This window comes from Rheinheimera tangshanensis, from assembly GCF_014645135.1.
GTDB lineage: Bacteria > Pseudomonadota > Gammaproteobacteria > Enterobacterales > Alteromonadaceae > Pararheinheimera > Pararheinheimera tangshanensis.
On the sequence record NZ_BMLH01000005.1, the window covers coordinates 212454 to 237230 of the forward strand.

Annotated in this window: 28 protein-coding genes and 1 tRNA gene; 6 read left to right on the forward strand and 23 right to left on the reverse strand. The window is 46.3% G+C overall.

What is annotated here, in order from left to right; translation table 11 throughout:
• Positions 1-7: 7 nt before the first annotated feature.
• From IEW88_RS11645 to IEW88_RS11665, 5 genes are all read right to left on the reverse strand, one after another.
• On the reverse strand, positions 8-754 hold the full coding sequence (locus IEW88_RS11645; protein ID WP_053424485.1) for a flagellar hook assembly protein FlgD: 747 nt from the start codon (positions 752-754) through the stop codon (positions 8-10).
• Positions 755-764: 10 nt separating this feature from the next.
• Positions 765-1181, reverse strand: a complete 417-nt coding sequence (flgC, locus tag IEW88_RS11650; protein WP_053424484.1) for a flagellar basal body rod protein FlgC — start codon at positions 1179-1181, stop codon at positions 765-767.
• Complete coding sequence (gene flgB / locus IEW88_RS11655) at positions 1181-1582, reverse strand: flagellar basal body rod protein FlgB (RefSeq protein ID WP_053424483.1); 402 nt, start codon at positions 1580-1582, stop codon at positions 1181-1183. Before flgB ends, flgC begins: the two co-directional genes overlap by 1 nt.
• Positions 1583-1644: 62 nt before the next feature.
• Complete coding sequence (locus IEW88_RS11660) at positions 1645-2484, reverse strand: CheR family methyltransferase (RefSeq protein ID WP_221411454.1); 840 nt, start codon at positions 2482-2484, stop codon at positions 1645-1647.
• A gap of 7 nt (positions 2485-2491) precedes the next feature.
• A complete protein-coding gene (locus IEW88_RS11665; RefSeq protein ID WP_147905257.1) occupies positions 2492-3421 on the reverse strand; it encodes a chemotaxis protein in 930 nt (309 codons plus the stop codon).
• 152 nt (positions 3422-3573) lie between these two features.
• Here IEW88_RS11665 and flgA point away from each other — a divergent pair, with 152 nt between their 5' ends.
• The 3 genes from flgA to flgN all read left to right on the forward strand — a co-directional run bounded on the left by flgA (position 3574) and on the right by flgN (position 5118).
• Positions 3574-4269, forward strand: coding sequence for a flagellar basal body P-ring formation chaperone FlgA (flgA, locus tag IEW88_RS11670; protein WP_185148646.1), 696 nt, complete (start codon positions 3574-3576; stop codon positions 4267-4269).
• A 76-nt stretch (positions 4270-4345) separates the two neighbouring features.
• Positions 4346-4687 (forward strand): flagellar biosynthesis anti-sigma factor FlgM, encoded by a 342-nt coding sequence (flgM, locus tag IEW88_RS11675; RefSeq protein ID WP_147905255.1) that lies wholly within the window; start codon positions 4346-4348, stop codon positions 4685-4687.
• On the forward strand, positions 4684-5118 hold the full coding sequence (gene flgN, locus IEW88_RS11680; protein WP_147905254.1) for a flagellar export chaperone FlgN: 435 nt from the start codon (positions 4684-4686) through the stop codon (positions 5116-5118). Before flgM ends, flgN begins: the two co-directional genes overlap by 4 nt.
• A gap of 63 nt (positions 5119-5181) precedes the next feature.
• On the opposite strand, the gene IEW88_RS11685 is transcribed toward flgN, so the two are convergent.
• Entirely contained in the window at positions 5182-5637 is a 456-nt protein-coding gene (locus IEW88_RS11685) for an LPP20 family lipoprotein (protein WP_053424478.1), read from the reverse strand.
• 154 nt (positions 5638-5791) lie between these two features.
• On the opposite strand from IEW88_RS11685, the gene IEW88_RS11690 reads away from it, so the two are divergent.
• On the forward strand, positions 5792-6955 hold the full coding sequence (locus IEW88_RS11690; RefSeq protein ID WP_147905253.1) for a flagellar assembly protein T N-terminal domain-containing protein: 1164 nt from the start codon (positions 5792-5794) through the stop codon (positions 6953-6955).
• 98 nt (positions 6956-7053) lie between these two features.
• A tRNA-Arg gene (locus IEW88_RS11695) sits at positions 7054-7128 on the forward strand.
• Positions 7129-7173: 45 nt separating this feature from the next.
• Here the strand turns inward: IEW88_RS11695 and IEW88_RS11700 are convergent.
• From IEW88_RS11700 to rppH, 7 genes are all read right to left on the reverse strand, one after another.
• Positions 7174-8085 carry a FlgO family outer membrane protein gene (locus tag IEW88_RS11700; protein ID WP_147905252.1) on the reverse strand — a complete coding sequence of 304 codons (912 nt, stop codon included), beginning with the start codon at positions 8083-8085 and terminating at the stop codon, positions 7174-7176.
• 22 nt (positions 8086-8107) lie between these two features.
• Positions 8108-8854, reverse strand: a complete 747-nt coding sequence (locus IEW88_RS11705) for a FlgO family outer membrane protein (RefSeq protein ID WP_053424475.1) — start codon at positions 8852-8854, stop codon at positions 8108-8110.
• Between the two features lie 3 nt (positions 8855-8857).
• Positions 8858-9400, reverse strand: a complete 543-nt coding sequence (locus IEW88_RS11710; protein ID WP_147905251.1) for a FlgO family outer membrane protein — start codon at positions 9398-9400, stop codon at positions 8858-8860.
• Between the two features lie 168 nt (positions 9401-9568).
• Positions 9569-10402, reverse strand: a complete 834-nt coding sequence (locus IEW88_RS11715) for a thymidylate synthase (RefSeq protein WP_147905250.1) — start codon at positions 10400-10402, stop codon at positions 9569-9571.
• A complete protein-coding gene (gene lgt / locus IEW88_RS11720) occupies positions 10399-11214 on the reverse strand; it encodes a prolipoprotein diacylglyceryl transferase (protein ID WP_053424472.1) in 816 nt (271 codons plus the stop codon). The genes IEW88_RS11715 and lgt overlap by 4 nt, the downstream gene beginning before the upstream one ends.
• A 96-nt stretch (positions 11215-11310) precedes the next feature.
• Positions 11311-13578: a phosphoenolpyruvate--protein phosphotransferase gene (gene ptsP / locus IEW88_RS11725; RefSeq protein ID WP_147905249.1), complete on the reverse strand. Its 2268-nt coding sequence runs from the start codon at positions 13576-13578 to the stop codon at positions 11311-11313.
• Positions 13579-13580: 2 nt separating this feature from the next.
• Positions 13581-14099, reverse strand: coding sequence for an RNA pyrophosphohydrolase (gene rppH, locus IEW88_RS11730; protein ID WP_053424471.1), 519 nt, complete (start codon positions 14097-14099; stop codon positions 13581-13583).
• Between the two features lie 381 nt (positions 14100-14480).
• On the opposite strand from rppH, the gene mutH reads away from it, so the two are divergent.
• Positions 14481-15149 carry a DNA mismatch repair endonuclease MutH gene (gene mutH, locus IEW88_RS11735; RefSeq protein WP_147905248.1) on the forward strand — a complete coding sequence of 223 codons (669 nt, stop codon included), beginning with the start codon at positions 14481-14483 and terminating at the stop codon, positions 15147-15149.
• Here mutH and IEW88_RS11740 read toward each other — a convergent pair.
• From IEW88_RS11740 to IEW88_RS11785, 10 genes are all read right to left on the reverse strand, one after another.
• Positions 15146-15988, reverse strand: coding sequence for a substrate-binding periplasmic protein (locus IEW88_RS11740; protein WP_147905247.1), 843 nt, complete (start codon positions 15986-15988; stop codon positions 15146-15148). The two genes, mutH and IEW88_RS11740, sit on opposite strands and share 4 nt — an antisense overlap.
• A gap of 160 nt (positions 15989-16148) precedes the next feature.
• Positions 16149-17525 (reverse strand): ATP-dependent RNA helicase DbpA, encoded by a 1377-nt coding sequence (gene dbpA, locus IEW88_RS11745; protein WP_147905246.1) that lies wholly within the window; start codon positions 17523-17525, stop codon positions 16149-16151.
• Positions 17526-17697: 172 nt separating this feature from the next.
• Positions 17698-18501 (reverse strand): acyl-CoA thioesterase, encoded by an 804-nt coding sequence (locus IEW88_RS11750; protein ID WP_147905245.1) that lies wholly within the window; start codon positions 18499-18501, stop codon positions 17698-17700.
• Between the two features lie 41 nt (positions 18502-18542).
• Positions 18543-19622 carry a fatty acid desaturase family protein gene (locus IEW88_RS11755; RefSeq protein ID WP_147905244.1) on the reverse strand — a complete coding sequence of 360 codons (1080 nt, stop codon included), beginning with the start codon at positions 19620-19622 and terminating at the stop codon, positions 18543-18545.
• A 7-nt stretch (positions 19623-19629) separates the two neighbouring features.
• Entirely contained in the window at positions 19630-20748 is a 1119-nt protein-coding gene (locus IEW88_RS11760) for a flavin reductase family protein (RefSeq protein ID WP_147905243.1), read from the reverse strand.
• Between the two features lie 660 nt (positions 20749-21408).
• Positions 21409-21987: a hypothetical protein gene (locus IEW88_RS11765; protein WP_147905242.1), complete on the reverse strand. Its 579-nt coding sequence runs from the start codon at positions 21985-21987 to the stop codon at positions 21409-21411.
• 138 nt (positions 21988-22125) lie between these two features.
• Complete coding sequence (locus tag IEW88_RS11770; RefSeq protein WP_147905241.1) at positions 22126-22581, reverse strand: GNAT family N-acetyltransferase; 456 nt, start codon at positions 22579-22581, stop codon at positions 22126-22128.
• 110 nt (positions 22582-22691) lie between these two features.
• A complete protein-coding gene (locus IEW88_RS11775) occupies positions 22692-23417 on the reverse strand; it encodes a transporter substrate-binding domain-containing protein (RefSeq protein ID WP_147905240.1) in 726 nt (241 codons plus the stop codon).
• Positions 23418-23469: 52 nt separating this feature from the next.
• The gene (tpx, locus tag IEW88_RS11780) at positions 23470-23967 is read right to left on the reverse strand and encodes a thiol peroxidase (protein WP_053424463.1); all 498 of its coding nucleotides are present in this window, start codon (positions 23965-23967) and stop codon (positions 23470-23472) included.
• A 41-nt stretch (positions 23968-24008) separates the two neighbouring features.
• Complete coding sequence (locus IEW88_RS11785) at positions 24009-24641, reverse strand: methylamine utilization protein (protein WP_147905239.1); 633 nt, start codon at positions 24639-24641, stop codon at positions 24009-24011.
• Positions 24642-24777 lie beyond the last annotated feature (136 nt).

The window sequence follows — 24777 nt, forward strand, 5'->3', positions numbered from 1 at the left end:
TCGTTGATTAGGTAGCAATTTCTTCAATATCAGATAATTTTTTCTGGCCTTGGCCATACACATTCAATAACAGGCCTTGTGTGGTGCCGTTGCCTAAAGTAATACTGGTCACAGGGGCATAGATAGAAGTCACAATAGCTTCGTTTTTCCCGGCGATAGAACCTTCCACCGATATGGTGTAAACGCCTTTAGGAGCGAGCTCCATCACAGGATTGCCCTTATCATCCACCTTAGGTGTGCCATCTTCATTCAATACCTGAGTATCCGTAGTTCCATCCCAGGGCAGCTGTAAACGCCCGGCTACTGTATCTTTGTCAGGTAAGCTGACGGAGCGAATAACAACACCTTCAGCATTTTTGATCTGCACTTTGACGTTAGTTGCATTTTCAGGGAAGTTTGCACTAGCAACGACTTCATTTTTTCCGTCAAATACGATGTCATCTGATTTCACCAACACATACTGTCCAACCAGAGATGACGCCTGCAGCGCCTGACTGGAATTCATGGTGGTAGCAAAATCTTTAAAATTGGTATTCAGCGAAGAGATACCATCGGCCATAGTAAAATTGGTCATTTGAGCAATCATCTGATCATTCTCGACCGGTTTGGTCGGATCCTGATAGGCCAACTGCTGAGTCAACAGCGCAAAGAAATCAGATTGAGTTAAAGCGCCATTATTATTTTCTGTTGTAGTGGGTTTATCTCCCCAATACATACCATCCAGCGGATTCGTCGTATTATCTACTTTACTCATAGCCTACTCCCTAGCGTTGGCCTAGCATCAGCGTACGGCTCACCATTTGTTTAGCCGCATCAGCCACCTGCACATTGGTCTCGTAAGAGCGTGAGGCAGAAATCATGTTTGCCATCTCTTCCATGATGTTGACATTGGGTTTGTAGATATAACCTTTTTCATCAGACAAAGGATGATGTGGTGCGTACTCGACATTCAGCGGTGCATCAGATTCAACAATACCCAATACCTGGACCTTGGCGCCTTCCTGGCCCTGCTGAGCTTGCTCTAACGCAGTGGCGAACACAGGGTGGCGCGCTCTGTAAGTTTGGTCGACACTGCTACTAATACTATTGGCATTCGCCATATTACTGGCAGTGGTGTTCAGCCGCACTTGTTGCGCAGACATTCCGCTCCCGGCAATATCAAAAACGTTGTAAAGACTCATTATTGAGTACCTCCGGTAATAGCTTTTTTCAGGCCGCTTATGCGACTGTTCAGGAAATTCAGCGTAGTTTGATACTCCATGCTATTGCGGGTAAAAGCATTCCGCTCTTCATGGATATCCACAGTATTGCCATCCCCTGTGTCAGGTTGATTAGGAATACGATATTGAGAATCAGCATGGCGGGCTGTAGAAATTTCAAAATGCTTTGGGTCAGTCCGGCCAAGCGAACCTGACTGGCGCGACTGAGCACCCGCTAATGCGGTTTGAAAATCCATGTCTTTTGCCTTGTAACCCGGAGTATCGGCATTTGCGATATTTTCGGCCAAGACTTGAGAGCGTTTATCACGGATCAGTAGTGCATCGGGGTGAAGCCCGAATGCTTTATCGAAGCTGATTGCCATTATTGCCATCCTGTTTTTCAGAGATGGCAAATACTAAGCAAAACTCAGGCCAGAATTTATAGTCAGATTTTTTTGCGGTAGACAATGCCTGGATTACAACGCACCATATCAAAGTCGTTGTTCAGGCTAGAGAGAGACTCAGAAGCGCCCAAAAACAAGTAACCACGCGGGTTTAGGGCTTGAGAGAACTGTTTGATGATCTTCATTTTCACTTCAGGGGAGAAGTAAATAAGTACGTTACGACAGAAAATAATATCGAACTTGCCAAGCAAGGTATAACTGTCTAACAGATTCAAATGCCGGAAAGACACGTTTTTACGAACGGCATCTTTTAGCCGCATCATGCCGTTGCCTGAATCGTCAAAAAATTTACTGCGCCGCTCAGGTGATAAGCCCCGCGATAAAGCCAAGCCGTCATATTCAGCGCGCTGGCAATGTTCCAGCATCGCATTAGATATATCAGTGCCTAAAATATGTAAACCCATAGGGAAGGCAGAAGGCCGACTTTGCTGGTACTCCAGCCCTGTCATTGCGATAGAATAAGGTTCTTGTCCGGAAGAACTTGCAGCCGACCAAATTTTGACAGTTTTATGGTCTTTCTCAAACTCAGGCAGAATTTGCTTCTTTAAAAGTTCATAAGGGTAATTATCGCGAAACCATAAAGTTTCATTAGTCGTCATGGCATCGATAACAGCGGAACGTAGTTGCCGTTCAAAAGGACTTAACGTTTTGTTTAATAACTCTGACAGCGAAGATAAACCAAAACGCTGCATCAAAGGCGCCAGGCGACTTTTCACCAGATATTGTTTGTTGTCACCCAGCACAATACCGCACTGCTGCTCGAGAAAATCCCGAAACAATCGATACTCACTTTCCTGCAGCTCTTTGTTTGCCACTAACATAAAACCTCTAATCAGTATGCAACCATTTGCGCACGGATTCGGCTAATTCATCCGGGTTAAATTTCGCAATAAAATCATCAGCGCCCACTTTCTGCACCATCTGCTGGTTAAATACACCGCTAAGCGAGGTATGTAAAATAACATGCAATGGTTTCAATTTGGGATCCAAGCGAATTTCAGCAGTCAGAGTGTAGCCATCCATCTCAGGCATCTCGATATCGGAGATCAGCAAACCTACTTTATCCGTGACTGAGTTCTGGCAAGCGGTCGCCGTTTCCTGCAAAAAGGTTAAAGCTTCCCGACCATTATTCACCAGGTGCATTTTAACACCCAGGCCCTCTAACGCCCTTTTCACCTGATTTCTGGCCACAACTGAGTCATCAGCAATCAAAATTAATCTGTCGCCTAAATCTTCGCTGATGGTAGACGTCACTACTGAGCTGCTGATTGTGGTTGGCGATGGAGAAATTTCTTCCAGAATTTTCTCCACATCAATGATCTCTACCAGCTCTTTATCTATCTCAGTAATAGCAGTCAAATAACTCTGTTTACCACCTGTGCCTTTTGGCGGTGGCATGATAGAAGCCCAGTTAATATTGATAATGCGTTCAACAGACTGCACCAAAAACCCCTGCACTGAGCGGTTGTATTCAGCAATGATGATAAAAGAGTCTTTGGTGTTTTCTATTGCACGGCCACCTGTAGCCAAACTCAAGTCAATCACTGAAATGGTCTGTCCCCGGATATGGGCAATACCTCTGACATATTTATTGCGTTTAGGAATGGCGGTTAAGGGCGGACATTGCAACACCTCACGCACTTTAAATACGTTAATGCCAAAACGTTGATTACCCTGCAAGCGGAATAATAGAAGTTCCAGTCTGTTCTGGCCAACTAATTGAGTGCGCTGATTGACTGAATCCAGAATACCCGCCATTGAAGACTCCCTTACCTAAACGAATTCGTGAACCTAAAAAATCGGGAACGATTCTTGCTTGGACCACTCTAGAATGAAAAATGACTGAAAATTGACATACTTAAGTATGTTATAACCCTTTGCCGATAAAGCATAGCTGAAACCATATGAAAATGTACGATAAATTTTCGAAATACTCGCTGCTCTGCGCTTTTGCAGCCAGCACTTTTTGTGCGGTATTTTCACTACAAGCGGCAAGTTTTAGTCCTGCTCAGTTGACTGCTGCAACCTCTGACTGGTTAAAACAGCAAGACCAAGTACCGGCTGGTACCCACAGCCAGATCTCAGCATTGGACTCCCGGCTCCCAGATAAAGAGTGCGATCAGCCTTTGCAGTTTAGCTTTGCAGGGCCGGTGAACAATCAAGCAACAGTACAGATCCGCTGTCCAGGTCCAAAACCCTGGCAGCTTTTTGTTTCTGCACGCTTCTCTGAGCAAACTGAAGCTGTGATTAGCCTGCGAAATATTACTCTAGGTTCGCTGATCAGTGCCGATATGTTAACAGTGGGGCAAGCTGATTTACGTTTGGCGCGAGGCTCTTTAGTTAAAGAACCGGCGTCAGTGATTGGAGCCAGAGTAAAAAGAAGCTTATCAGCAGGACAAGTGGTGACATTGCAGGATCTTTGTCTTGTATGTAAAGGCGATATAGTTACAATTAGTGGGTTAAATAACGGCCTTGAGGTCAGAACCGCTGGCATAGCACAAATGGACGGCATTTTGGGTGACCAGATCAGGGTCAGCAACAGGCAATCCAATCGAATCGTTGTTGCAGAAGTAGTAGCAGTGAAAAAAGTCGAAATAAAATTTTAAATAATGCCTAAAGTTTTGTCAGTCGATGCCGTTATACAGAGTAAGGGATCCGAAACCGGATGAAGAGGATAGAGAAATGGCGATTAATGTAAACACTGGCCTGCCAGTCACTCAACAGGTGAAAGCAGATAAAGCCGAACAACAAAACATTCAAAAACAGCAGGTTGCACAACAACAGGCCGTTCAGCAGCAAAGCACAACAGGCACAGCTGCACAAAAACAGGATTCAGTTTCGCTGACATCTCAGGCCCAGCAGTTTAGTAAGGCCCAGGAAAAAGCAAAAGCAAGCTCAGGTATTGATCAAGAGAAAGTGGACAAGATCAAACAAGAGATCTCTGAAGGCAAATACAAAGTGAATGTAGAGCAGCTGGCACGCCGTATCGTTCAGTTTGAAGGCGAGTTCTTCAACAAAAAATGAGTAACGCCTACTCTTCTATCCTCACTTTGTTAAATGAGCAAGAGCAGCAGCTGGATGTGCTGCTTTTGTTGCTTCACAAGGAACTGGACGCCATCCAGAGCCGTGATGTTGAAGCATTAAAAACTAACACCGACGAAAAAATCCACATTCTTGACTTAGTTCAGGCCACTGACGAGCAATTAACAGCATCGCCTGAGCTTGACGCAGCTAAACAACAGGACTGGTTTAAAGAGCAGTTGCAACGTCTTGAAGAGAAACTGGCTCAATGTAAATTCCAAAATCAGGTCAACAGTCAAAGCGTCGAGCAAAGCCAACTGGTGATAGAACGCTTTAAAACTGAGCTGTTGCAAAGCCGTGGTCGGGCTGGTTTAACCTATACCAATAAAGGCAAAGCAGCTCAGGTTGATAAAGGGCCAGGCATTAAAGCCTAAGCTCCTTATCCAACAAAAAAACCGTCTGATGACGGTTTTTTTGTGCACTGATGTAAGAAGTGTTTAGTAATACTTCACATTTTTTATCCGACGGGCCGGTTGGCTATTTAAATACAAATCATAGACTTGCTTAAAATCCAGCTCCAGCTCTGTCGCATATACATCACCGACAGGATAAGTTTTCACTACGCGGGCACCACGAATAATGCCACTGACGGATGAGGTCAACTGATCATTTCCAACCATCATTTGTTGCATATTGGCTTTAGCGTCAATTCTTTGGCCATAGACCTGTTCGGCCAGTTCTCTGTACGCTTCCAGTTTCGAAGCTTTCATCGCCATCAGCATACGTTCCTGCTCAGTGGCACCTGGCTGCTGACTCAAAGGAGCATAGCCAACAGCTTTTAAAATAGGAAAACGCTGGGGCTCTACAGTTTCCCACTCCACGTGGCGATCCGCGACCAGACTGCAACCAGGTAACAAGGTTAGCAATAAGGCGCTGATGGTCAGTTTGTTCATAATGGCGTGCCTCTGCCCTTTTCTGCATCAATTCATTGTGGTAAACGATGCACAATTCATGCCTCTTCTACATTATTCTTGTTTTTGCCTCAGGCTCTGCATTCAGGCATAGCTTTTGCTACTGTAGTCTTAATTCTATTAATGAGGGTTCGTTATGCGTCTAACCGGGTTTCGCATATCACTGCTGGCTTGGCCACTGCTTTGCAGCTACGCCAACGCGGATTGGTATGAGGCCACAGGCCAGGCTGTACTGCGTGCTGGCGACATGACGTCAGCCAGAGCTGCAGCTACAGAAGATGCGGTACGTAAAGCCTTGTTGTATTCAGGGGCTTCAATCCGCACAGTACAACAGGTCACCGACGGTTTATTGACTCAGGAGTCGATGTTTTTACAAACTCAGGGCGAAGTACACAATGTACAAATCGTCTCTGAGACCGAAGAAAATGGCTACGTCAACGTCACCATCAGAGCGGATATTTACCCAGATCAAAATCAATGCGCCAATCTGCAATTAAAAAAAGAGCTGTTGATCAGCCCATTTTTTATCGAAAACAGAGAGCAGGCTATTGTAGGACAACTGTACGAACTGGATGAAGCGAGCACTAGTTTGTTTATTCAAAAACTGGAAGAGTCTTCAGGCTCGAGTCTGATCAAGTTACTGCCCCAATCCATCCGGCAACCAGAGCTGAGTTATGCCGATCGTGGTGCTTTACAGCGTAATTACGGTGGTCGCTATTTACTCAAAGCCAGCCTTGGAGATGTCTCGCTGGGTGAGCGAGTCGGTACCAATTGGTCGTTTTGGTCCGATCAGGACAGAGAACGTTTTTATCAGCTGCAACTGGAGCTCACTGATATTCAGGAGCAGAAAGTGTTGTTCAGCCAAAAATACCAAACCTCTGCGGTCTGGGGGTTTAACAGCACGACAGTGATCAGCCCCAAAACCCAACGTTTCTGGCAAACCGACTATGGTAAGTCGATAGAGCGAGTACTCAATGCCGCGGCTCAGGATGTAGAGGAAGCATTGCGCTGTGAAACTATACTGGCGGATATTACCCTGGTACAACAACACAAAGTGCTGCTCAATCTTGGCAGTCGACAAGGTTTAAAACTGGGGGATGAGCTGACTATTTTGTTCCGTCGCCAGCATAAAGATAGTTTTGGCCAGCTACAGGATCAACTGACCGTCAGTGAGCTAAAAGTTAAAATCACTGAACTGAACCACAAGAATGCCTGGGCTGAAAGCATCAATATGGATTTACTGGCTAATGTCCAGGTGGGTGACGCAGCTACATTGATCACGAACAAAGAACAGCCTTGATAAAACCAAAGCCTCTGAATTGCTCAATAAAGAACCTGTTGATTCAACTAGAGTTCACAGAAATCATCAGCTGTGCTAGTTTAAGGCCTTCTGAAATCCGCCCTATAGTTAAATGGATATAACGGCCCCCTCCTAAGGGGCAGTTACAGGTTCGATTCCTGTTGGGGCGGCCATTTTCCTGCTGATATTCTCTTTCGCGTTTCCCAACTAAACAGGACTTAAAGTTGCTGTAAGACCAGAGCAGGGATCAGAGTGCTCGCTGAACTTATCACGACATTATCTCTGGTTGACACGACCCTACTGGTAATTTGTAAACCACGGCGCGTTGGCGTCATAGTGCCCGTCAATACGTAGTCCATTCCCTGCGGATTTCTGAGCTTTGAGGTACTGCGGGATAAAGACAAATCGCCTGTTGGTCCCACAGTAATATGTTTGGTGAGCTTGTATTCAATCACTGCAGCGCCATAGCCTGGCAATACTGTGCTGAGCTCTTCAGCCAGTTGGTTCCCGATAGCGCTGGTTTGCTCGAGCTGGGAATCAAAAAGTACAAAACTCGCAACTCCAACCTTCACTCCATGTAATTGTTGGTTTCCAGCCAGTTTAAAGGCAAGCTGAGCCACATAATCGCTCAAAGATTTGCGACTTTGCTGAAACATAGCTGCGGATTGATACAGCTGTGGTTCAGTGCCTGCAGCGGCCAATTCAGATGGCAAGGTTCTGCGGCTCATTTGTTTTATCGCCAAACCAGGAATAGGTTGGCCATTGTTAACTGCTGCACTGTCCAGTTGCGAGCTGCGCTCCATACCCATAGCAGGCTCTGCTTCCTGATAAGGTTGAGTTAAACCAAACCATTCGGTATCTCTGTTCTGTGTCGTTGCGCCCAGAGTTTGCGACGATTCGGAGGACGAACTGGAATCACATCGGCAAAGCTCACCGGATGCACTGGCCACAACAGAGGACTCGACAGAACCGCTATCAGAGACCTGATGGGTGTCCGTGGTATCAGACTGGCTGGCTGTTGCTTCTGAGTGTTGGGCAGATGAGGTCGCGCAACCGGATAACACCAAGGCTACAGCTATCAGCAAGGCTTTAGCTGATGCGGCGGTCATAGCTGAATTCAATGAGTTCATAAAAAGATCCAGTGTCAAGGTACTAGGGAGTTTCAGCGGCTTTGAGCTGTAGCAGAGGTGCACTCTGAGTCGCTTTTAAGGCCTGAACCACATTTTGTGGAATAAAGGTCTGAGCCGTTGCCAATACTTTTTTATCATTCACATTGATCATACGGGCATTGACCAATACACCGTTCTGATGACGAACCAGAGTGCCACCCAACACCACACTGATGGGGTATTGTTGGGTCAGTTCCAGAAAGTCACGGCTAAAGGTAAAATCACCTGTGGGTGTAACCCGGATATAATCTGTGGTTTTAAAATCTGTCACCGCAATACCAAACTGAGTCGCTTCGTGCATAAAAGCTTCAGACAGCTGATTGCCTAATAAATCGCCTTGCTGATAATCGCCATCCAAATAAACAAAACTAGTGACTCCAAGGCTAAAGGTGGTACTTAACACTTCAAGATTGGCCGCTAAATCGTGCATCATACTTTGTACATAGTGATTCACGGTCACAGCAGGTTCAGGTTTGTAACTGGTTGGATTCATCCCCGCCATACGGGCGTGTTGTGCCGTCGCGCTGTCATATTGATTAACAAACAGCTGATCAGGCTCAACAACAGCATCATCTTTGCTGTAAGTCACCCGGCCTTGTTGCAGTTCAACTTTATTGGCGGGCACAACAGGTTTTCCTTGCGGATCAGTATCAATCAAAGGCGCACAACCAGAAACAGCAACTGTAGCCGTCATGCCACATAAAAGAATAAGCTGGCGAAATGTAGTCATAAATTAAGACTCCGAATTGCGATACAACTTATTATGGCGCAATTGCAACTGCTCGTTGGGCCATAACACGGCGACAGGAATAACACTGGATGCAGCAGCGAGTACGCGCTGACTTTTCAGGTCAATTAATTTGGCATTGACTGTGATATGAACTTCGCCTTCCGTCAAAGTGCCGGTAATTACATAACGCGCTTGCTGATCCTGCGCCAGCTGACTGACGTCACGACCTAAGGTATTTTCAAAACCAGGATGTACCAGTACAGCGTCGTTTAAACGGATCTCACTGACTTGATAGCCCAACTGAGTCGCGACAGTCTGCATACTTTCTTGCAGCTGCAAAGACGCATTGTAGCTGGAATGACGACTAGTATCCGGCGCCATCAGTTGCACGTCAGCAAAAGTAGTGACGGCAATAGCGCCGGATTCCAGAGGCTGGAGTTGATAAAAAAGTTGATCTGCTAAACGCTCAGTGTAATACAACAGAGGCGGATGCTGATCTTTCTGTGATAGTTCCGCCGGCTCGGCAACTTCTTGCCCTTGCGGCAAAAAACTGCAGCTGCATAACAGCAGAACTGTAATTACTAATCCGACTATCCGCACTCTGGCCCCCGGTGTAGCTGTCGATTGTTGGTCTCTGTCTGATACACAGCAAAATTAGTGCCATGAATCACGGACTTTTGCACAACGCTACACCGAGTGTTTTTAACAGCTATTTTAAATAGCTATAGGCGCTTTAATCGCAGGATGCGCCAAATAATTGACCAGCTCAAAATCGTCTATAGTAAAACCAAAAATATCTTTAATGGCAGGATTGAGTTTCATCTGTGGTAACGGATGTGGAGTACGGCTGAGCTGTTCATTCACCTGATCCAGGTGGTTGCTGTACAAATGCGCATCCCCAAAAGTATGCACAAAATCACCGGGTGTTAAATCACAGACTTGCGCTACCATCATGGTCAGCAACGCGTAGCTTGCGATATTAAAAGGCACGCCCAGAAAAATATCAGCGCTGCGCTGATACAACTGGCAGGATAATTTGCCATCGTGCACATAAAACTGAAATAAAGTATGGCAAGGAGGCAAGGCCTGTTTGCCCATAGCCGCATTGTCTTTTGGGCTGAACTTTGTATCTGGTAATACTGCAGGATTCCAGCCACTGACAATTAATCGGCGTGAATCCGGATTCGTTTTAATGTCATGAATCAGTTGGCTGATTTGGTCAATCACCCGACCATCCGGTGTTTGCCAGCTGCGCCACTGTGCACCATAAACAGGGCCCAAATCGCCCTGCTCTGTCGCCCATTCATCCCAAATCGTTACTTTATTATCTTTCAGATACTGAATGTTGGTGTCGCCTTTAAGGAACCATAGCAACTCATGAATAATGGACCGCAGATGACACTTTTTGGTGGTCACCAACGGAAAGCCCTGACTTAAATCAAAACGCATCTGATAACCAAACACGCTGATAGTGCCAGTGCCAGTACGGTCTGATTTTTTATGGCCATGTTCCAGCACATGGCGCATTAAGTCTAAATACTGCTTCATGCCTTGCTCTCTTTAGCTGAAATTTTATTCTGACGGCTATAGCCCCAGATAATAAGGCCTGAACCAGCAATAATCATTGGAATACAGAGCCACTGCCCCATCGACATACCCAGCGACAACAAGCCTAAATGCGCATCCGGCTCGCGGAAGAATTCGATAATAAAACGCGCTGTCCCATAGCCAAGCAAGAATAAACCCGCGACGTTACCGGCTGGTGGATTTTTGCGTTTGTACCATTGCAGCAAAATAAACAGGATGATGCCTTCAGCCAACAGCTCATACAGCTGAGACGGATGGCGTGGCAACATACCCGCATTAGGGAACAATACCGCCCATGGCACGTCTGTCGTGCGCCCCCATAATTCGCCGTTGATAAAGTTACCCAAACGACCAAAAGCTAAACCTAAAGGCAGCAGCGGCACAACAAAATCGCCCAGTTCCAGATAGCGCTTTTTATTGCGCCAGGCAAACCAGGCCATAGCGGCCATCACACCTAACACACCACCATGGAAGGACATGCCGCCTTCCCAGGTACGGAATAAATACAGTGGGTCGGCAATAAAGTTACTGAAACTGTAAAACAGTACATAACCCACCCGACCACCAACAATGACGCCTAAAAAGCCGAAAAACAGCAAGTCACTGACCTGATCGCGGGTCCAACCTGAACCTGGTTTATCGGCTTGCCGGTTCGCCAGCCAGTTCGCCAGTAAAAAAGCAATCACATACATAAGACCATACCAGCGCACGGCCACTGGCCCTATGCTGAAGATCACCGGGTCAATTTGCGGGAATAAGAAATAAGAATCCACTATGAAAAGTCCTGTTCTAATCAATAAATCAGTAGTGCATCCACCCGGATGCACTCATCTTGATAAGGTCAAACATTGTAACAGCCCTTGGTCCTTTTAGGCACGCAATTGGTTCAACAGCTGTTTTTGATCAAGGAATCGCTGTACGTGCAGACGAACTTGTTTTGGTGACTGACACGCCAGAATTTCTGGCAGCAGTAAGTGCAGCTCTGACATATTCACTCTGCGTAATAACCATTTAATTTTTGCCAGGTTACTGCTGTTCATACTGAATTTGTCATAACCCATAGCTGCTAAAATCAGCACACCAGCAGGTTCACCTGCCAACTCACCACAAATACTCATAGGCAACTGTAAACCCTGAGCCTGTAATGACATTTGATGCAAAGCACGCAGTACCGCAGGATGCATCGCATCATACAAACCCGCGACTCGTGGGTTGTTTCTGTCTACCGCCAATAAATACTGAGTTAAATCGTTGGTGCCGACAGAGCAGAAATCAATTTTACGTGCAAGTTCAGGCAACTGATACATGATAGACGGCACTTCAATCATCACGCCGACTTTAGCTTTCGGCAGCTGCACTTCTGTGCCTGCTAATTCATCCGTCAACTCGAAAGTTGCTTGTTTAATCAAGCGTAGCGATTCATCCACTTCAGCCAAATCAGAAATCATCGGCAACAGAATATGTAAGTTGCCCTGGCCTATATTGGCTTTGAGCATGGCGCGGATTTGAACCAGGAATATTTCAGGGTGATCCAAAGTTAATCGAATACCACGCCAGCCTAAAAAGGGGTTTTCTTCAATAATGCTGAAATACGGCAGAGCTTTATCACCGCCAACATCTAAAGTGCGCATCACCACGGCTTTGGTGGGGTGAGAAGCCAGCACTTTTTTATAAAGTTCGATTTGCTCCGCTTCGGTCGGGAAACGGTTGCGCATAATAAAAGGGAATTCAGTACGGTATAAACCAATACCATCTGTATAAGACGGCTGAGCACTCTCAAGCTCTATCGCCAGACCAGCATTGATCATTAAGCTAAAAGGTGCACCACAAGCGCTCTGGGCGTTTAAATGCATCTCAGACTGATAACGGGCGCTGAGCTGCGCATCTTCACTGATCAAGGCCTGGTATTCAGCCACTATGGCCTCAGCAGGACCTACTAAAATTTGACCACGGTAGCCATCGACAATTAAACGCTGACTTTGCCAGTGGAATAGTGGCAGCTCGTCCAGCCCCATCACAGCAGGAATACCCAGAGCACGGGCCATAATAGCGGCGTGTGAGTTGACAGAGCCTTTGAGCGACACTATCGCGACAAGCTGAGCACGAGGGATTTCTGCCAGCATAGTGGCGGTGACATTATCGGCCACTAACACAACTTTTTCCGGCAATTTATGATGGCGCTGTTCAGTATCAAGCAAATGATTCAGCACCCTCTGGCCTAAGTCCCTGATATCAGTACCGCGCTCGCGAAGATAGGGATCGTCCATATCGTCAAACTGGCGGGCAAACTTTTCAACCACACGTTTCAGTGCGCTTTTAGCACACCAGCCTTCGTGGATTTGTTTTTCAATTTCGCTACCCAGACTGGCTGCGTCCAACAACTGATGATAAACATCAAAAATAGCCAAAGCGTCTGCTGGCAAATGCCCGGCCATGCGCTCGGCTAATCGATTAAATTCTGCTTTGGTGATTTTGACGGCTTTGTAAAAGCGCGACAGCTCTTTCTCCGGATCATCGACCTTTTTCAGTGATATCGCATCGAAGTCACTGGAGGGCTCCAGCACAAAACCTTCGCCAATGGCTATGCCAGGAGCACCTGGTAAGCCCTGCAGCTGTCCTGTACTTTTTTGTTGTTTCGAATTCTGACTGGCAACCTGGCGCATCTCGGCGTTGACTAACACAGAGGCCAGCTGGACTCCGAGAGTAACCAAAAAAGATTCTTCATCTTCACTGAACACCCGTGATTCACCCTGCTGTATGGTTAAGACGCCAAGCACTTTGCGATGATGAATAATAGGGCAGCCTAAAAAAGCCGAAAAACGATCTTCACTGACTTCAGGGGTGACTTTAAAACGCGGGTGCAGATGGGCTTGCGCCAGGTTAATCGGCTCTTCACGCTGACCAACCCAGCCAATTAATCCCTCGGAGAAACCTATCGCAATGTGGCCAACAGCTTCAGGATTTAAACCGTCTGTGGCCATTAGCATAAAATGCTGCTGTTCATAGTCGGCTAAATAAACAGAACAACACTCTGTTTTCAGAGCATTTTTTACGTTCGAAACTAAGCCAGCCAATGCGTTATTCAGTACCGGCTCTTGCGCCACATCCTGCACTATGCGCCTTAACTGGCTCAGCATTCTTAACCCCTTCTGATTAACTTGTCATTTTTTCCATCTCTACGAAGATACGGCAATGCAATAGGGGCAAACTCTTTCATCACCTTGCGGTACACTTCCCGCTTAAAGGCGACGACCTGACGCACCGGATACCAATAACTAACCCAACGCCAGTCATCAAACTCCGGATGCGAAGTTTTTAACAGATTTACGTCTTCATCCTTACAGGTCAGGCGCAACAAAAACCATTTTTGCTTTTGCCCTATACACACAGGATTGCTGTCACGCCGGATTAAACGCTTGGGTAACTTGTACCTTAGCCAGTGTTTGGTGACCGCAATAATTTCTACATCGTGCGGCTGTAAACCAACTTCTTCGTTTAACTCGCGGTACATGGCTTGCTCAGGGGTCTCCCCTTCATCAATGCCACCCTGTGGGTACTGCCAGGAATGCTGACCGTATCTCCTTGCCCAAAACACCTGTCCCTGGTGGTTGTATATTACAATGCCGACGTTGGCCCGGAAGCCTTCAGCGTCGATCACAAAAACCTCTAGCTTAGTTACAGCTGTTGTTTCATCGATTCTTTCATAAAGTCACGACTTCGGCAAATTGTATTTTTTACAGAGTTATCCACAATTTAACTGATTAATTAGCGCTCACTGTGAACTTCTACACAGGCTCTGTACATAAAGCTGTGCATAAGGGTGTTTTTATTCTTGAATAACTTGCAAATGCTGGAATAACAGCCAAACCAGTATTGATAAATATTTATAAAAAACAGTAAGTTATATCGAAAAGCTTGGTATTTAAGCAGTGTTACAACTGTGCATAACTTGCTTTGCTTGCTTTTTGAGCAGCAAACCAAAGCAAAAAATGGTAATGTTTTTAAAGACCTGAAACACTGCTGTATAGAAGAAGTTTTTATGAGCCAGCCCCCGAAAAACATCGAAGAATTAGCGGAACGCTGCGCCATGATTGCTGGCCTGACCTTGGGCCAATTAGCAGAACAATGCCAGCTGCAGTTGCCTGCTAATCTGCAGCGCGACAAAGGCACAGTGGGCCAATTGCTTGAACTGGTGTTAGGCGCCAGTAGTGGCAGCAAAGCTGAACCTGATTTTCCACATTTAGGAGTTGAACTGAAAACCCTGCCTGTGGACAGCTTTGGTAAACCTCTGGAAAGCACTTATGTTTGTGTGGCACCTTTAACAGATGTTGCAGGTCTGCGCTGGCATGACTCATGGGTCTGCCGCAAGCTCAGTAGAGTGCTGTTTGTGCCAGTACTAGCCGAGCGTGGCATCCCTTTGGCAGAACGCCAGATAGGCACAGCTTTTTTCTGGAGCCCGGATACTCAGGAGCAGGCTCTGTTGCAACAAGACTGGGAAGAGCTGATGGAACTGATTGTGTTAGGTGGCATAGATAGAATTAAAGGCGCTCACGGTAAAGTACTGCAGTTGAGACCTAAAGCGGCCAATAGCAAAGTTTTAACTGCTGCTATTGGCGCTGATGGGCAACCTATTCAAACCCTGCCCAGAGGTTTTTATCTCAAAGCCAGCTTTACTGCATCGTTGCTGGCTCGCCAGTTTGGTGATTAGCTTTGATACTTACCTATCAGTAACTGATAATCGCCACTGTCTTTGAGTTGTTTAAGCGCCTCGTTAAAGGAGCTAACCTGTTCTGGCTGAACGGTTGATTTACTAAACATCACATAAATGGGAGTTTCAGGGAGTTTCACCTTATGTGGCTGAATCTGTTGCTCTAGTCCTTTACGTCGGATAATAGCGGCGCCAACAAAACTATCTTCCAGTACAGCATCAACCTGATCGTCCAACAGCACAGCTATGTTTTGCTCACTCATGGTTGATTCAACAAACTGGGGGCGCATCTGATCGTCATCGTACAAGGCACTGATTTGTTCGCCATAGTAATAATCACTGATAAGCCCCACCTTATGCTTAGCGGCAACCATTTCTGCCACAGAAGCAAAGTTGTATTTACTGGCGTCATCCTTGCGGACAAATAGCTGAAACTGCTCAGCACGGTAAGGCTCTGAAAACAAAGCAAACTCTTCACGGGCTGGTGTTTTGGATGCGCCCAACAGCACATCCAACTGCCCTTGCCTAAACTGTCCTAGCAACTCCTGCCAGGTGCCATGCTGCAGCACCAAGCTGCAATTCATGCGTCCGGCAACGGCTTGCACTATTTCAATATCCAGTCCGCTGGCTTGCTGTTCAAGTCCGACATATTGGTAGGGTTCCCAGGATTCAAAACCCAGTTTTAGCTGACAAGGCGCAACTTTGGGTTCAGAAGGCGTTTCTGCCACTTTAGCGACAGCATCAGGAGTCATAACGGCAGAATTTTGTGTTTCAGCAGGTGTACAGCTAAACAACAGCAGACAAACTACAGCGCTGCATAGAAAGTATTGAACGTTCATAAGCGGCCTCTTTTTTAGTGTCTATCCGCTTTGAGCTTAGTGCATTCGGCTGATTTTTCCTCTTACATCAGATACTTTTTGTAGCCATAAGTAAAAATGGGGTCAGATCACATTGTTAACAGTTAACAATGTGATCTGACCCCATTTTCATATTTTTTTCTTAGACAAAACGGCAGCGGAATTGGCGGCCTTTGATTTTGCCTTCGCTTAAGCGTTTCAAGGCAGCACTTGCCATATCGTTACGCACGGCAACAAAACTGACCATAGGCAGCACGTTTATTTTACCCAGTTGCTCGAAAGACAAACCCAGTTCCCCTGTTAAGGCACCGACTATATCACCTGGTCGTACTTTGTCTTTTTTACCGCCATCGATCATGATGGTACGCATAGGAGCACGAGCTGGTACAGCGTCTTTAGCAGGATAAGCAGTTAACTCTGCCCACTGTGCTGTCAGAGCCAACTGATCTTCCAGTGCCGCCAGACGACCCATTTGCGAGGGTGTTACCAGCGTTAAAGCCAGACCTTCGCTACCGGCTCGGCCAGTACGCCCTACTCTGTGTACATGCACTTCAGGATCATTGGCTAAATCGTAATTTATGACCAAAGGCAAAGCACTGATATCCAGACCACGGGCTGCTACATCTGTGGCCACCATAATCAGGCAACTTTGGTTGGTGAACTGCATCAATACCCGCTCACGGTCTCGCTGCTCTAAGTCACCGTGCAACGGCATTACACTGTAACCGGCAGCAGATAATTCGTCGCAAATGTCCTGAGTATCCTTGCGCATATTGGAGAAAATCAGCGTGGGCTTGGCGCCATGCCAAGATAATAGTTGCTTTAAGGCCGGTATTTTGTTTTGCGCTTCTACTTCAATAAACTTTTGCTCTATGTCAGTTTGTTCAGCATCTTCAACAAAAACCTGCACGGCATCGGCTTTTAAGTGGCGTTTTAAGTCGTTGACTTTGTCCGGATAAGTGGCGGAAAACAACAAGGTTTGGCGATCAGCAGGCAAGGCGTTCAGAATAACACCAATATCATCAGCAAACCCCATATCCAGCATACGATCTGCTTCGTCCAGCACTAGCGTTTCAACATCAGACAGGTTTAGCAGGTTACGGTCGATCATCTCAAGAATACGGCCCGGTGTGCCGACAATAATATGAGCGCCATGTTCTAACGAGCCAATTTGGGGACCTATAGAAACACCACCGACCAGGGTCAAGACTTTGATATTGTGCTGGCTGCGGGCTAAACGACGGATTTCCTGCGCAACCTGCTCAGCCAATTCACGGGTAGGACAAAGCACCAGCGATTGGATACGGAAACGCTTCACCGCCAGTTTATGTAGCAAAGTCAAAGCAAAAGCCACTGTCTTGCCACTGCCGGTGCGGGCTTTAGCCAGCATATCTTTTCCTTCCAGCAGCACAGGCAAAGCCTGTTGCTGAATAGGCGTCATCTGACTGTAACCAAGACTATCAAGGCTTTGTAATAAGTGTTCTGCTAAAGGCAGACTGGTAAAAGTGGTATTGCTCAAAAATGGGTACTCTCTATTGACACAGAAACTGGCACGGGAAAAAGGGCGCGCACTATAACAGAAGCGTCCGTGCTCAGCGAGTATAAATTTTAACCAAACCTAACCTTCAATCAAAAGTCTGCACTATGTCTAATACTGGTAAGTACTCTATATCCGATATGTGGCTCTGAGCCTATGCGAATACTGTGACCGTTTGACGACTGATCGCCGCTAACTGACCATCCGGTTGCCATAACTTGGCTTCAATATGGTGATAACCATCTGCGCCATGCTCAATACTGGCCAAATAAGACCACCAGTCTGTCGTCAGAGCTTTAGTTTCAGCGCTCTGATGCGGCTGAATAAATTCAATAGTCCAGGTTAAGGAACTGGCAGGAGCGGGTTGACTCAGTAAAGTTAAACTGACCGGTGGCCAGGCATCGACCAGAGCCAGTAACTCCAGCACGCCTACAGCACAACGTTGACCTTCAGCAAAACGGATAAGTCCACCTAACTCTGTGCCTGTGCCACCAGAAAAAGGCATAACACCACGAGTGATGTGGTAATCAAAATGGCGGGTAAATTCTGGTACAGGACCCTTTTTGGGCATCACTAAAGCGGTTTCGACAAAAGCCGGCGCTGTTTCGCTGGCCACTTTATATTCCGAGAACCGCTCCGCCCCAAAGCTCGCCAGCAGTACTAATGCCACCTGATCCTGCTGCGTAATTTCCACCATCGCCTGAATAACTGATTTGCCCTGGCGCAAAATACGCCGCGATACAACAGCAGGTCCAGCATTTAACGGCGCAACAAAAGACACGGACACTGAGCGCAGCGGGATCTTCGTCGGCAGTTCTGTCAGTAAATGCGCTAAAGCTAAAGCCGATGCCATCCCCCCAAACACAGCGCGGCCCTGGCCCCATTGCTCAGGCACTTCAATCTGCAGTGTATCTGGCTGTCCAGCTTTAAACTGTTGCATCACATCGGCAAATAACATTGTTCCGTCCTTATTTCATACTGGAGTAGTTCGGCACTAGCTTAAGCTGGAGTGGCTTTACCGCCAGGGAACGAATATCGGATGATCCGCCCGACTACGGTAGCGTACTGACGTAAAAAACTTCCGCTGTTATAAGCAATACCATATTTTTTAGCAATAGCCTGCACTTGCGGTGCCACTGTCAGATAATGCAAAGCTGGCATATCTGGATAAAGATGATGCTCAATCTGGCAGCTTAAGTGCCCCGTCAAAATATGAAACCAGCGTGGCCCGGTAAAATTGGATGACCCCAGAATTTGCCGGTAGTACCAGTGACCGCGGCTTTCGCCTTCGCATTGCTGCTGAGTAAAAGTATGAACATCAGCAGTAAAATGACCACAAAAAATCACAGTAGATGTCCATAAGTTACGGATCAAATTCGCCAGTACATTGCCAGCCAACACCCATAACCACATAGGCCCGGCGATTAAAGGGAAAAATACATAATCTTTAAACAACTGACGCGCACCTTTACCAAAAAAAGCTTTTTTCAAATCGCTGTGACTAACACTGTTGACCCGATCAGCTTTCTTTTTACCAAAAAATACCCGCTCCCCCGCCAGCTCGTGATAAGACACACCCCATTGAAACAAAGTGCTTAACAGCAGATAGGTGACAAACTGCCATAAGTTACGCAGACGCCAGCGGAAGTCGTTACTTAAGCGTAATAAGCCATAGCCAAAATCGCGGTCTTTTCCGATGATATTGGTGTAAGTGTGATGCTCAAAATTATGGGTGCGTTTCCAGGAGCCAGCATCACAGGCGATATCCCATTCAAAGCGCTTTGAATGCAACACAGGGTCATTCATCCAGTCGTACTGACCATGCAAAACGTTATGGCCTATTTCCATATTGTCGAGAATTTTGGCCAGTGCCAACAGGGCAACACCGAATACCCACAACCATGGCGTAACAAAACCCAACACCATCAGGATGCGACCTGAAATAGCGCTTAAGCGCTGCGTCAGCAGCATACGGCGTATATAGCGTGCTTCTTTGTCACCCAATTGGTTCATCACATTGGCTTTCACCTGATCCAGCTCAGCAGCCAGTTCGGATAATTGTTGTTCTGTAAGTTTCATCGTGATCCTATAACTCGATTTGCAGATCGCTGTGCGCAGCACTGATACACAACTGAATTTGCTCAGGGCCATCACCTGAAATCTGCCCTGTACGTAAATTCAGTACCTGTCCTGATTTTTTCTGACACACACACTGATAACACACGCCAATACGGCAACCAAAACGCGGACTCAAGCCTTGTTGTTCCGCAGCCTGCAATAACGGCACTCCGGCAGCGGCTTCTATTGTTGTGACTTTTCCCTGCTCTATGAGCAAGGCTTGCTTAACAGGTCCTTGTGTTGCAGCCAGTTCTAAGCCAAACCGCTCTGCATGAACAGCATCTGATGGCACACCTTGTTGTATCAAGTCATCCTTGTACTGACGACTCATAGCAGCGGGACCACAGAGGTAGTAAAGAGCATTGGTCAGAGAAACCTTAGTGTTTTCTTTTAACTGCTGAACTAAGTTCAGCCGGCCCGTGCTTGCTGTTTCAATCAGCTGCAGTTCAAACAGGGGTTGTTTTGCCGCCAGTAGTCTCAGCTCAGTCAAGAAAGCGGCCTGTGCTGCATTTTTAACGCAATAAAACAACACAACAGGCGAAGTCCAGCAACGCAAACTATTTAACATGGACCAGAGTGGCGTTATGCCAGAGCCTGCAGCCACCATCACTATACTTTGTTGCGGCGCACCATCTGTCTGGGGCTCCAGCACAAAGTCGCCTGTTGCAGCGCTGATACTTAAATGAGTCAGCTTAGCAATGTCTGCCGCTAAGGCTTTCGTGAACTGACCCTGAGGCTGAATTCGACAACTAATACGAATTTGCTTTTGCTGTGCAAATAACCCGGATGATGAGCTGATACTAAAACTACGACTGATATAACGCCCCTGATGCAACAAAGTCACCAGCAGATGCTGACCTGGCGTAAAACCAGTCCAGGAGGGTTCTGGCTCTAACCAGACACTCAATATCTGTTCGGTTTCCCAGCCAGAATCGACAATGCGGGCACTGTAATAGTCCGGATGCAGCTCGGCGTTGTTCCAGCGCAGCAAAGGCTGCAGGTAATAACTCAGCTTCGGCTGATTGGCCAGCATTAAGCTAAATTGGCGATAGAGGCGCTGGCCCCATAAAGAGATCGTTTCGTTCACACTGGTCCTTCCACTTGAATTCAGCGCACAGTTGTACACTAAAAATAAATGAAACTCCACTTTCAGGATTTAAAAACAATAAACAAAACAATCAAACCAATGAATTTAAACAAGTTATTTATATTTATAATTTGAGCGAAAATACAAAAGTGAGTGAACAGATGTTAACTTTTAAAAATAAAACACTTTAAGGAGGGAAAGTTGAACACAAGCCCTTTGGAGTTGGACAAAGGCAATAACAGAAAAACAAAAGCAAACTGAGGTTAGGGCCAGAGCTTTACATCAGGGCTTTGGGCAAAATCGGCGCGTTGTGGCATCACCAGACAAAATCGATGGACGAAGAGCACCGATCAGTTTAAAGAGTGGCATTTGTTTGATAACAAAAGCGCCCAATTTGCTCAAGCGATCCACTTCAGCCGCACTATTGTCAGTCTCACTATCCTGGTAAATATGGCTTGGGTGTTCAACTTTTTGCAGCAATAGTTTGGGCTCAGTGGATGTATTGTTCAGGTAGGCATAACGCTCGGTCCACTGCGGATCTGCAGGCAGTTGCTAATAACCTAACGCCTGGCTCCAAAATTCACTGGTCTGCTAAATATTGTCCACTTTGCTATCCAGAACAAAAGCGGCTAAACGACTTTTATGCATGCTCTGCTCTCCCTATTGCGGCCAGTTACTACCAGCGTCACAGTTTTCGACCCACAACACATTGTTACGAGAATCGTTATTGATATAGACCTGATTCACAGCAGACTTAGGATAAACCAGACCATCGCCACAATCGGCACTTTGACCTGGCCCTACCACAATTTTACTACCCACTTTTAATGTACAGCTGCTCATTTGGTTTAATACGCTCCAGTTTGGACAAATAGCATTGGCTTCTCTGTACTGCTCTGTTGGACCTTCAGGTCGCATAAATGACCACCAGCGACCGTATAACGTATAGCTTTTGCTCTGATCCCAGACTCGATAGACCTTCACTGGCGCTGTAGCGACAAACACCTGCCCCATGCAAAGCTGGCCTTTATCAGGCTGGCCTAAAGCAGATTGCAGTAGATCTGGATCCGAAATGGCTTTGAGTCCTGCAGCTGGAGCCTGAATTATGCCGATACAATGACTTGGTTGTGCTGCAACAGATGAATTGGCTTGTGATGAGGTAGAAGAAGGTAAAGCACTACAACCTGCCAGCAGAGACGCCGCCAGCAGTATCCATAATTGGGTAGTCCAAACACGCATAAATCCTGTTCCTTGTATCCTTTGTTATCGGGGGGATGCCTGATTAAAGTACATTAATCAGGAACAAGGAACAGCTTAGCTCAAAAACACACGACTGATCAGTAAGTAAGCATTTTTCCTGGAGAAAAACTGGCTGAGTTAAAGACGCTTTTCCATAAACACACTTAAGGGATCTAGCTGATAAGAGCCAAAGGGAGCCCTGTAGTGATATCCTAACTTTTCATAAAGTCCTAATGCTTCGGGCTGAGAAATACCTGTTTCAAGCCGGACCAGCAGGACTTGTTGTTCCACAAGATGAGCTTCCAACGCTTGCATCAGCTGCTTTGACACACCACGGCCTCTGAAAGACTCCAGCACATAAACCCGCTTGATCTCACCATAACTGCCATCATCATTCATTATTTTAACAGCACCACAGCCTGCCAAGTCACCATCCAGATAAGCCCCTAAAAATAGGACATTGGGCAATGCCAAAGCCGCTGGGCTTTCCATATGATTACTTTCAGCCGGGTATAAAGACGCCATATACGCATCAGACAATGCCAACAAATGTGCAGCCGGTGCAGATAAAGGATCTAGGGTTTTAATATACATAAACAGATTCTGCAGGGATAAAAGTAAGTAGTATTCAAACAAAAACAACGCTACCCACGCAATGCTTTTCACTGTCTAAAAAGCAAAAATCAGCCAGCCGGACAGTTGGATTAACGACAACCTTTAAGATAACTGCAACTATGAGCCTTGGCATACTGCTGCAACACTTCAATAACACGTTGATGATCAGCGGAAGCAGCAGAGACAACAAAATAGGCATCTATTTCTGCCAGCTTCTTTTGTTTTAAGCCAGCGACCACATCAGTGGATTGCGTATCAGCATAAGCCACAAAAGGGCCTTGGTAACTAATTAAGTGTTGAGTACGCTGATGCAAAAATAACTGAATTGCACTAATACTGTCCGGCATATCGACTAACTGATAGCCTTGTTGCAGTAATTGCTGACGCTGACCTAAATAATCAAAGGAGCGGATCGCTGCCACAGTTTTATCTTGTGGCGCATCAGTGCTCAACTGATGGCTATACAGCATCAACTGCATCGGCATATAGGCGGGTTCAACAAATTTATGTTTTTTACTGATAGCCGCTGTGGTTTTTACATTGATACTAAAATCCACCTCGCCTTGGTCCAGTAACAGATACATCCGGGCAGGTGTGGTACAAACTGCTTTTAACTTAAAGCCTGCTTGCGAAAAAAGCCGCTGAGCCAATAGATATCCATCTCCGGCACAAGTTTTACCATCAGCACTGACAACAAAATCAGGTGGAAAATTATGGATCCCCATGCGCAGCACTTTGTCTGACAGAATTGGCAGATCGGCCACCACAGGAGGCTGTATCAGCAAAGCTAAAACACAAAGAAGTCTGTATCGCATCAAGCACTCTTCAAATGAGGGTCAGAGTGCGCGACTCTGACCCACAACACTATTAAGCTAACACAGCCAAAGCACCTTCATACGAAGGTTCATCTGCAGTTTCAGCCACTTGCTCTGTGTACAACACTGAACCGTCAGTGCCAATGACAACTACAGCACGGGATAGTAACCCTGTCAGAGGACCTGTAGAAAAAGCTACACCGTAGTCTTTGCCAAAAGAGCTGCGGAAACTTGAACCATTTTTCACTTGCTCTAAACCTTCAGCACCACAAAAACGAGCCTGAGCAAAAGGTAAGTCAGCAGAAACACACAAGACTGTGGTGTTGCTTAAGCTTGATAAGGCTTTGTTAAAAGTACGGACAGAGGTAGCACAAGTTGGAGTATCCACACTCGGGAAAATATTCAGTACCAAACGTTGTCCGGCAAAATCTGATAGTTTCACATCCGCTAAACCTGCACCTGTTAAGGTGAAATCAGGGGCTTTACTGCCCACTGCCGGCAGTTCGCCTACGGTCTGAAATGGATTACCTTTTAATGTTACTGTGGCCATGAGTCGGCTCCTTTAGGTTAGAAAATCGGGTTAGTTAAAAATCAGGGCGTATAGGAAGCACCAAAGCCTTTTTTCGGCTTTTTGGGTTTTTCCTGAGCGGTAATAGCCAGTTGATAACTCATCATCTGGCCTTGTTTAATCTGAATTTGTTGTGTCACCCAGTCGGCATTTTGCCATGGATGCCAGAGTTTGAGCTGATAGCTGCCATCAGGAACATCGTTAAAAGTCACCAGCCCTTTAGCATCTGTCACCTGTAAAAACGGGCTTTGCCCTACATAAATATAAGCCTGCATATAATCGTGAATATTACAGCCTAAAGCGACAATACCTGCCTGGTCAAACAACACAGGAGCCTCAGGTTTGTTGGCATACAACTTTAATTCAAAGACTTTGGCAGGAGAAAAAGAATAAACATGATGCCGGGTTTTATCCATATTCGGAAAGTCGACTTCGGTACCTATTTGATAGGCTGACACAAAAGGAATAAAAGTCAGGTCCTGTTGTTTTACTTCTGCCTTTTTTACGGAAAAGGTTTTGTTCGCCGGGTCAAGCAATTCAACCACAGCATCTTCCAGTGGCTGGCCTTGTTGATCCGTGATGCTCAGCTTAACATCAGCTGTGGCATGGAAAGACAGTAAAAAAACCAGACACAAAACAGGGGTTACAAAGGTCATTCAATCATCACTCCGTGAGCCGGACCTGGCTAAAGTCTGCTTAAACTAAAGCAGTTTAGACCTGTTGTCATCATCTACCAGATAAAGCAGCAGAAACTTTTCAGATCTCCGTGTTTTTACCCGTTGATACAAACTG

What these genes read in the sequence shown, in the direction of transcription:
- IEW88_RS11785 (WP_147905239.1), bottom strand. Translation starts at nt 24,641, where the DNA reads ATGACCTTTGTAACCCCTGTTTTGTGTCTGGTTTTTTTACTGTCTTTC.
- IEW88_RS11715 (WP_147905250.1), bottom strand. Translation starts at nt 10,402, where the DNA reads ATGAAGCAGTATTTAGACTTAATGCGCCATGTGCTGGAACATGGCCAT.
- IEW88_RS11750 (WP_147905245.1), bottom strand. Translation starts at nt 18,501, where the DNA reads ATGTTATTTGCCGATGTGATGCAACAGTTTAAAGCTGGACAGCCAGAT.
- IEW88_RS11700 (WP_147905252.1), bottom strand. Translation starts at nt 8,085, where the DNA reads ATGAACTCATTGAATTCAGCTATGACCGCCGCATCAGCTAAAGCCTTG.
- flgM (WP_147905255.1), top strand. Translation starts at nt 4,346, where the DNA reads ATGGCGATTAATGTAAACACTGGCCTGCCAGTCACTCAACAGGTGAAA.
- IEW88_RS11660 (WP_221411454.1), bottom strand. Translation starts at nt 2,484, where the DNA reads ATGTTAGTGGCAAACAAAGAGCTGCAGGAAAGTGAGTATCGATTGTTT.
- IEW88_RS11765 (WP_147905242.1), bottom strand. Translation starts at nt 21,987, where the DNA reads ATGCGTGTTTGGACTACCCAATTATGGATACTGCTGGCGGCGTCTCTG.
- IEW88_RS11705 (WP_053424475.1), bottom strand. Translation starts at nt 8,854, where the DNA reads ATGACTACATTTCGCCAGCTTATTCTTTTATGTGGCATGACGGCTACA.
- mutH (WP_147905248.1), top strand. Translation starts at nt 14,481, where the DNA reads ATGAGCCAGCCCCCGAAAAACATCGAAGAATTAGCGGAACGCTGCGCC.
- ptsP (WP_147905249.1), bottom strand. Translation starts at nt 13,578, where the DNA reads ATGCTGAGCCAGTTAAGGCGCATAGTGCAGGATGTGGCGCAAGAGCCG.
- flgB (WP_053424483.1), bottom strand. Translation starts at nt 1,582, where the DNA reads ATGGCAATCAGCTTCGATAAAGCATTCGGGCTTCACCCCGATGCACTA.
- IEW88_RS11685 (WP_053424478.1), bottom strand. Translation starts at nt 5,637, where the DNA reads ATGAACAAACTGACCATCAGCGCCTTATTGCTAACCTTGTTACCTGGT.
- IEW88_RS11775 (WP_147905240.1), bottom strand. Translation starts at nt 23,417, where the DNA reads ATGCGATACAGACTTCTTTGTGTTTTAGCTTTGCTGATACAGCCTCCT.
- IEW88_RS11740 (WP_147905247.1), bottom strand. Translation starts at nt 15,988, where the DNA reads ATGAACGTTCAATACTTTCTATGCAGCGCTGTAGTTTGTCTGCTGTTG.
- IEW88_RS11770 (WP_147905241.1), bottom strand. Translation starts at nt 22,581, where the DNA reads ATGTATATTAAAACCCTAGATCCTTTATCTGCACCGGCTGCACATTTG.
- IEW88_RS11645 (WP_053424485.1), bottom strand. Translation starts at nt 754, where the DNA reads ATGAGTAAAGTAGATAATACGACGAATCCGCTGGATGGTATGTATTGG.
- IEW88_RS11665 (WP_147905257.1), bottom strand. Translation starts at nt 3,421, where the DNA reads ATGGCGGGTATTCTGGATTCAGTCAATCAGCGCACTCAATTAGTTGGC.
- IEW88_RS11690 (WP_147905253.1), top strand. Translation starts at nt 5,792, where the DNA reads ATGCGTCTAACCGGGTTTCGCATATCACTGCTGGCTTGGCCACTGCTT.
- flgA (WP_185148646.1), top strand. Translation starts at nt 3,574, where the DNA reads ATGTACGATAAATTTTCGAAATACTCGCTGCTCTGCGCTTTTGCAGCC.
- flgN (WP_147905254.1), top strand. Translation starts at nt 4,684, where the DNA reads ATGAGTAACGCCTACTCTTCTATCCTCACTTTGTTAAATGAGCAAGAG.
- IEW88_RS11755 (WP_147905244.1), bottom strand. Translation starts at nt 19,622, where the DNA reads ATGAAACTTACAGAACAACAATTATCCGAACTGGCTGCTGAGCTGGAT.
- tpx (WP_053424463.1), bottom strand. Translation starts at nt 23,967, where the DNA reads ATGGCCACAGTAACATTAAAAGGTAATCCATTTCAGACCGTAGGCGAA.
- flgC (WP_053424484.1), bottom strand. Translation starts at nt 1,181, where the DNA reads ATGAGTCTTTACAACGTTTTTGATATTGCCGGGAGCGGAATGTCTGCG.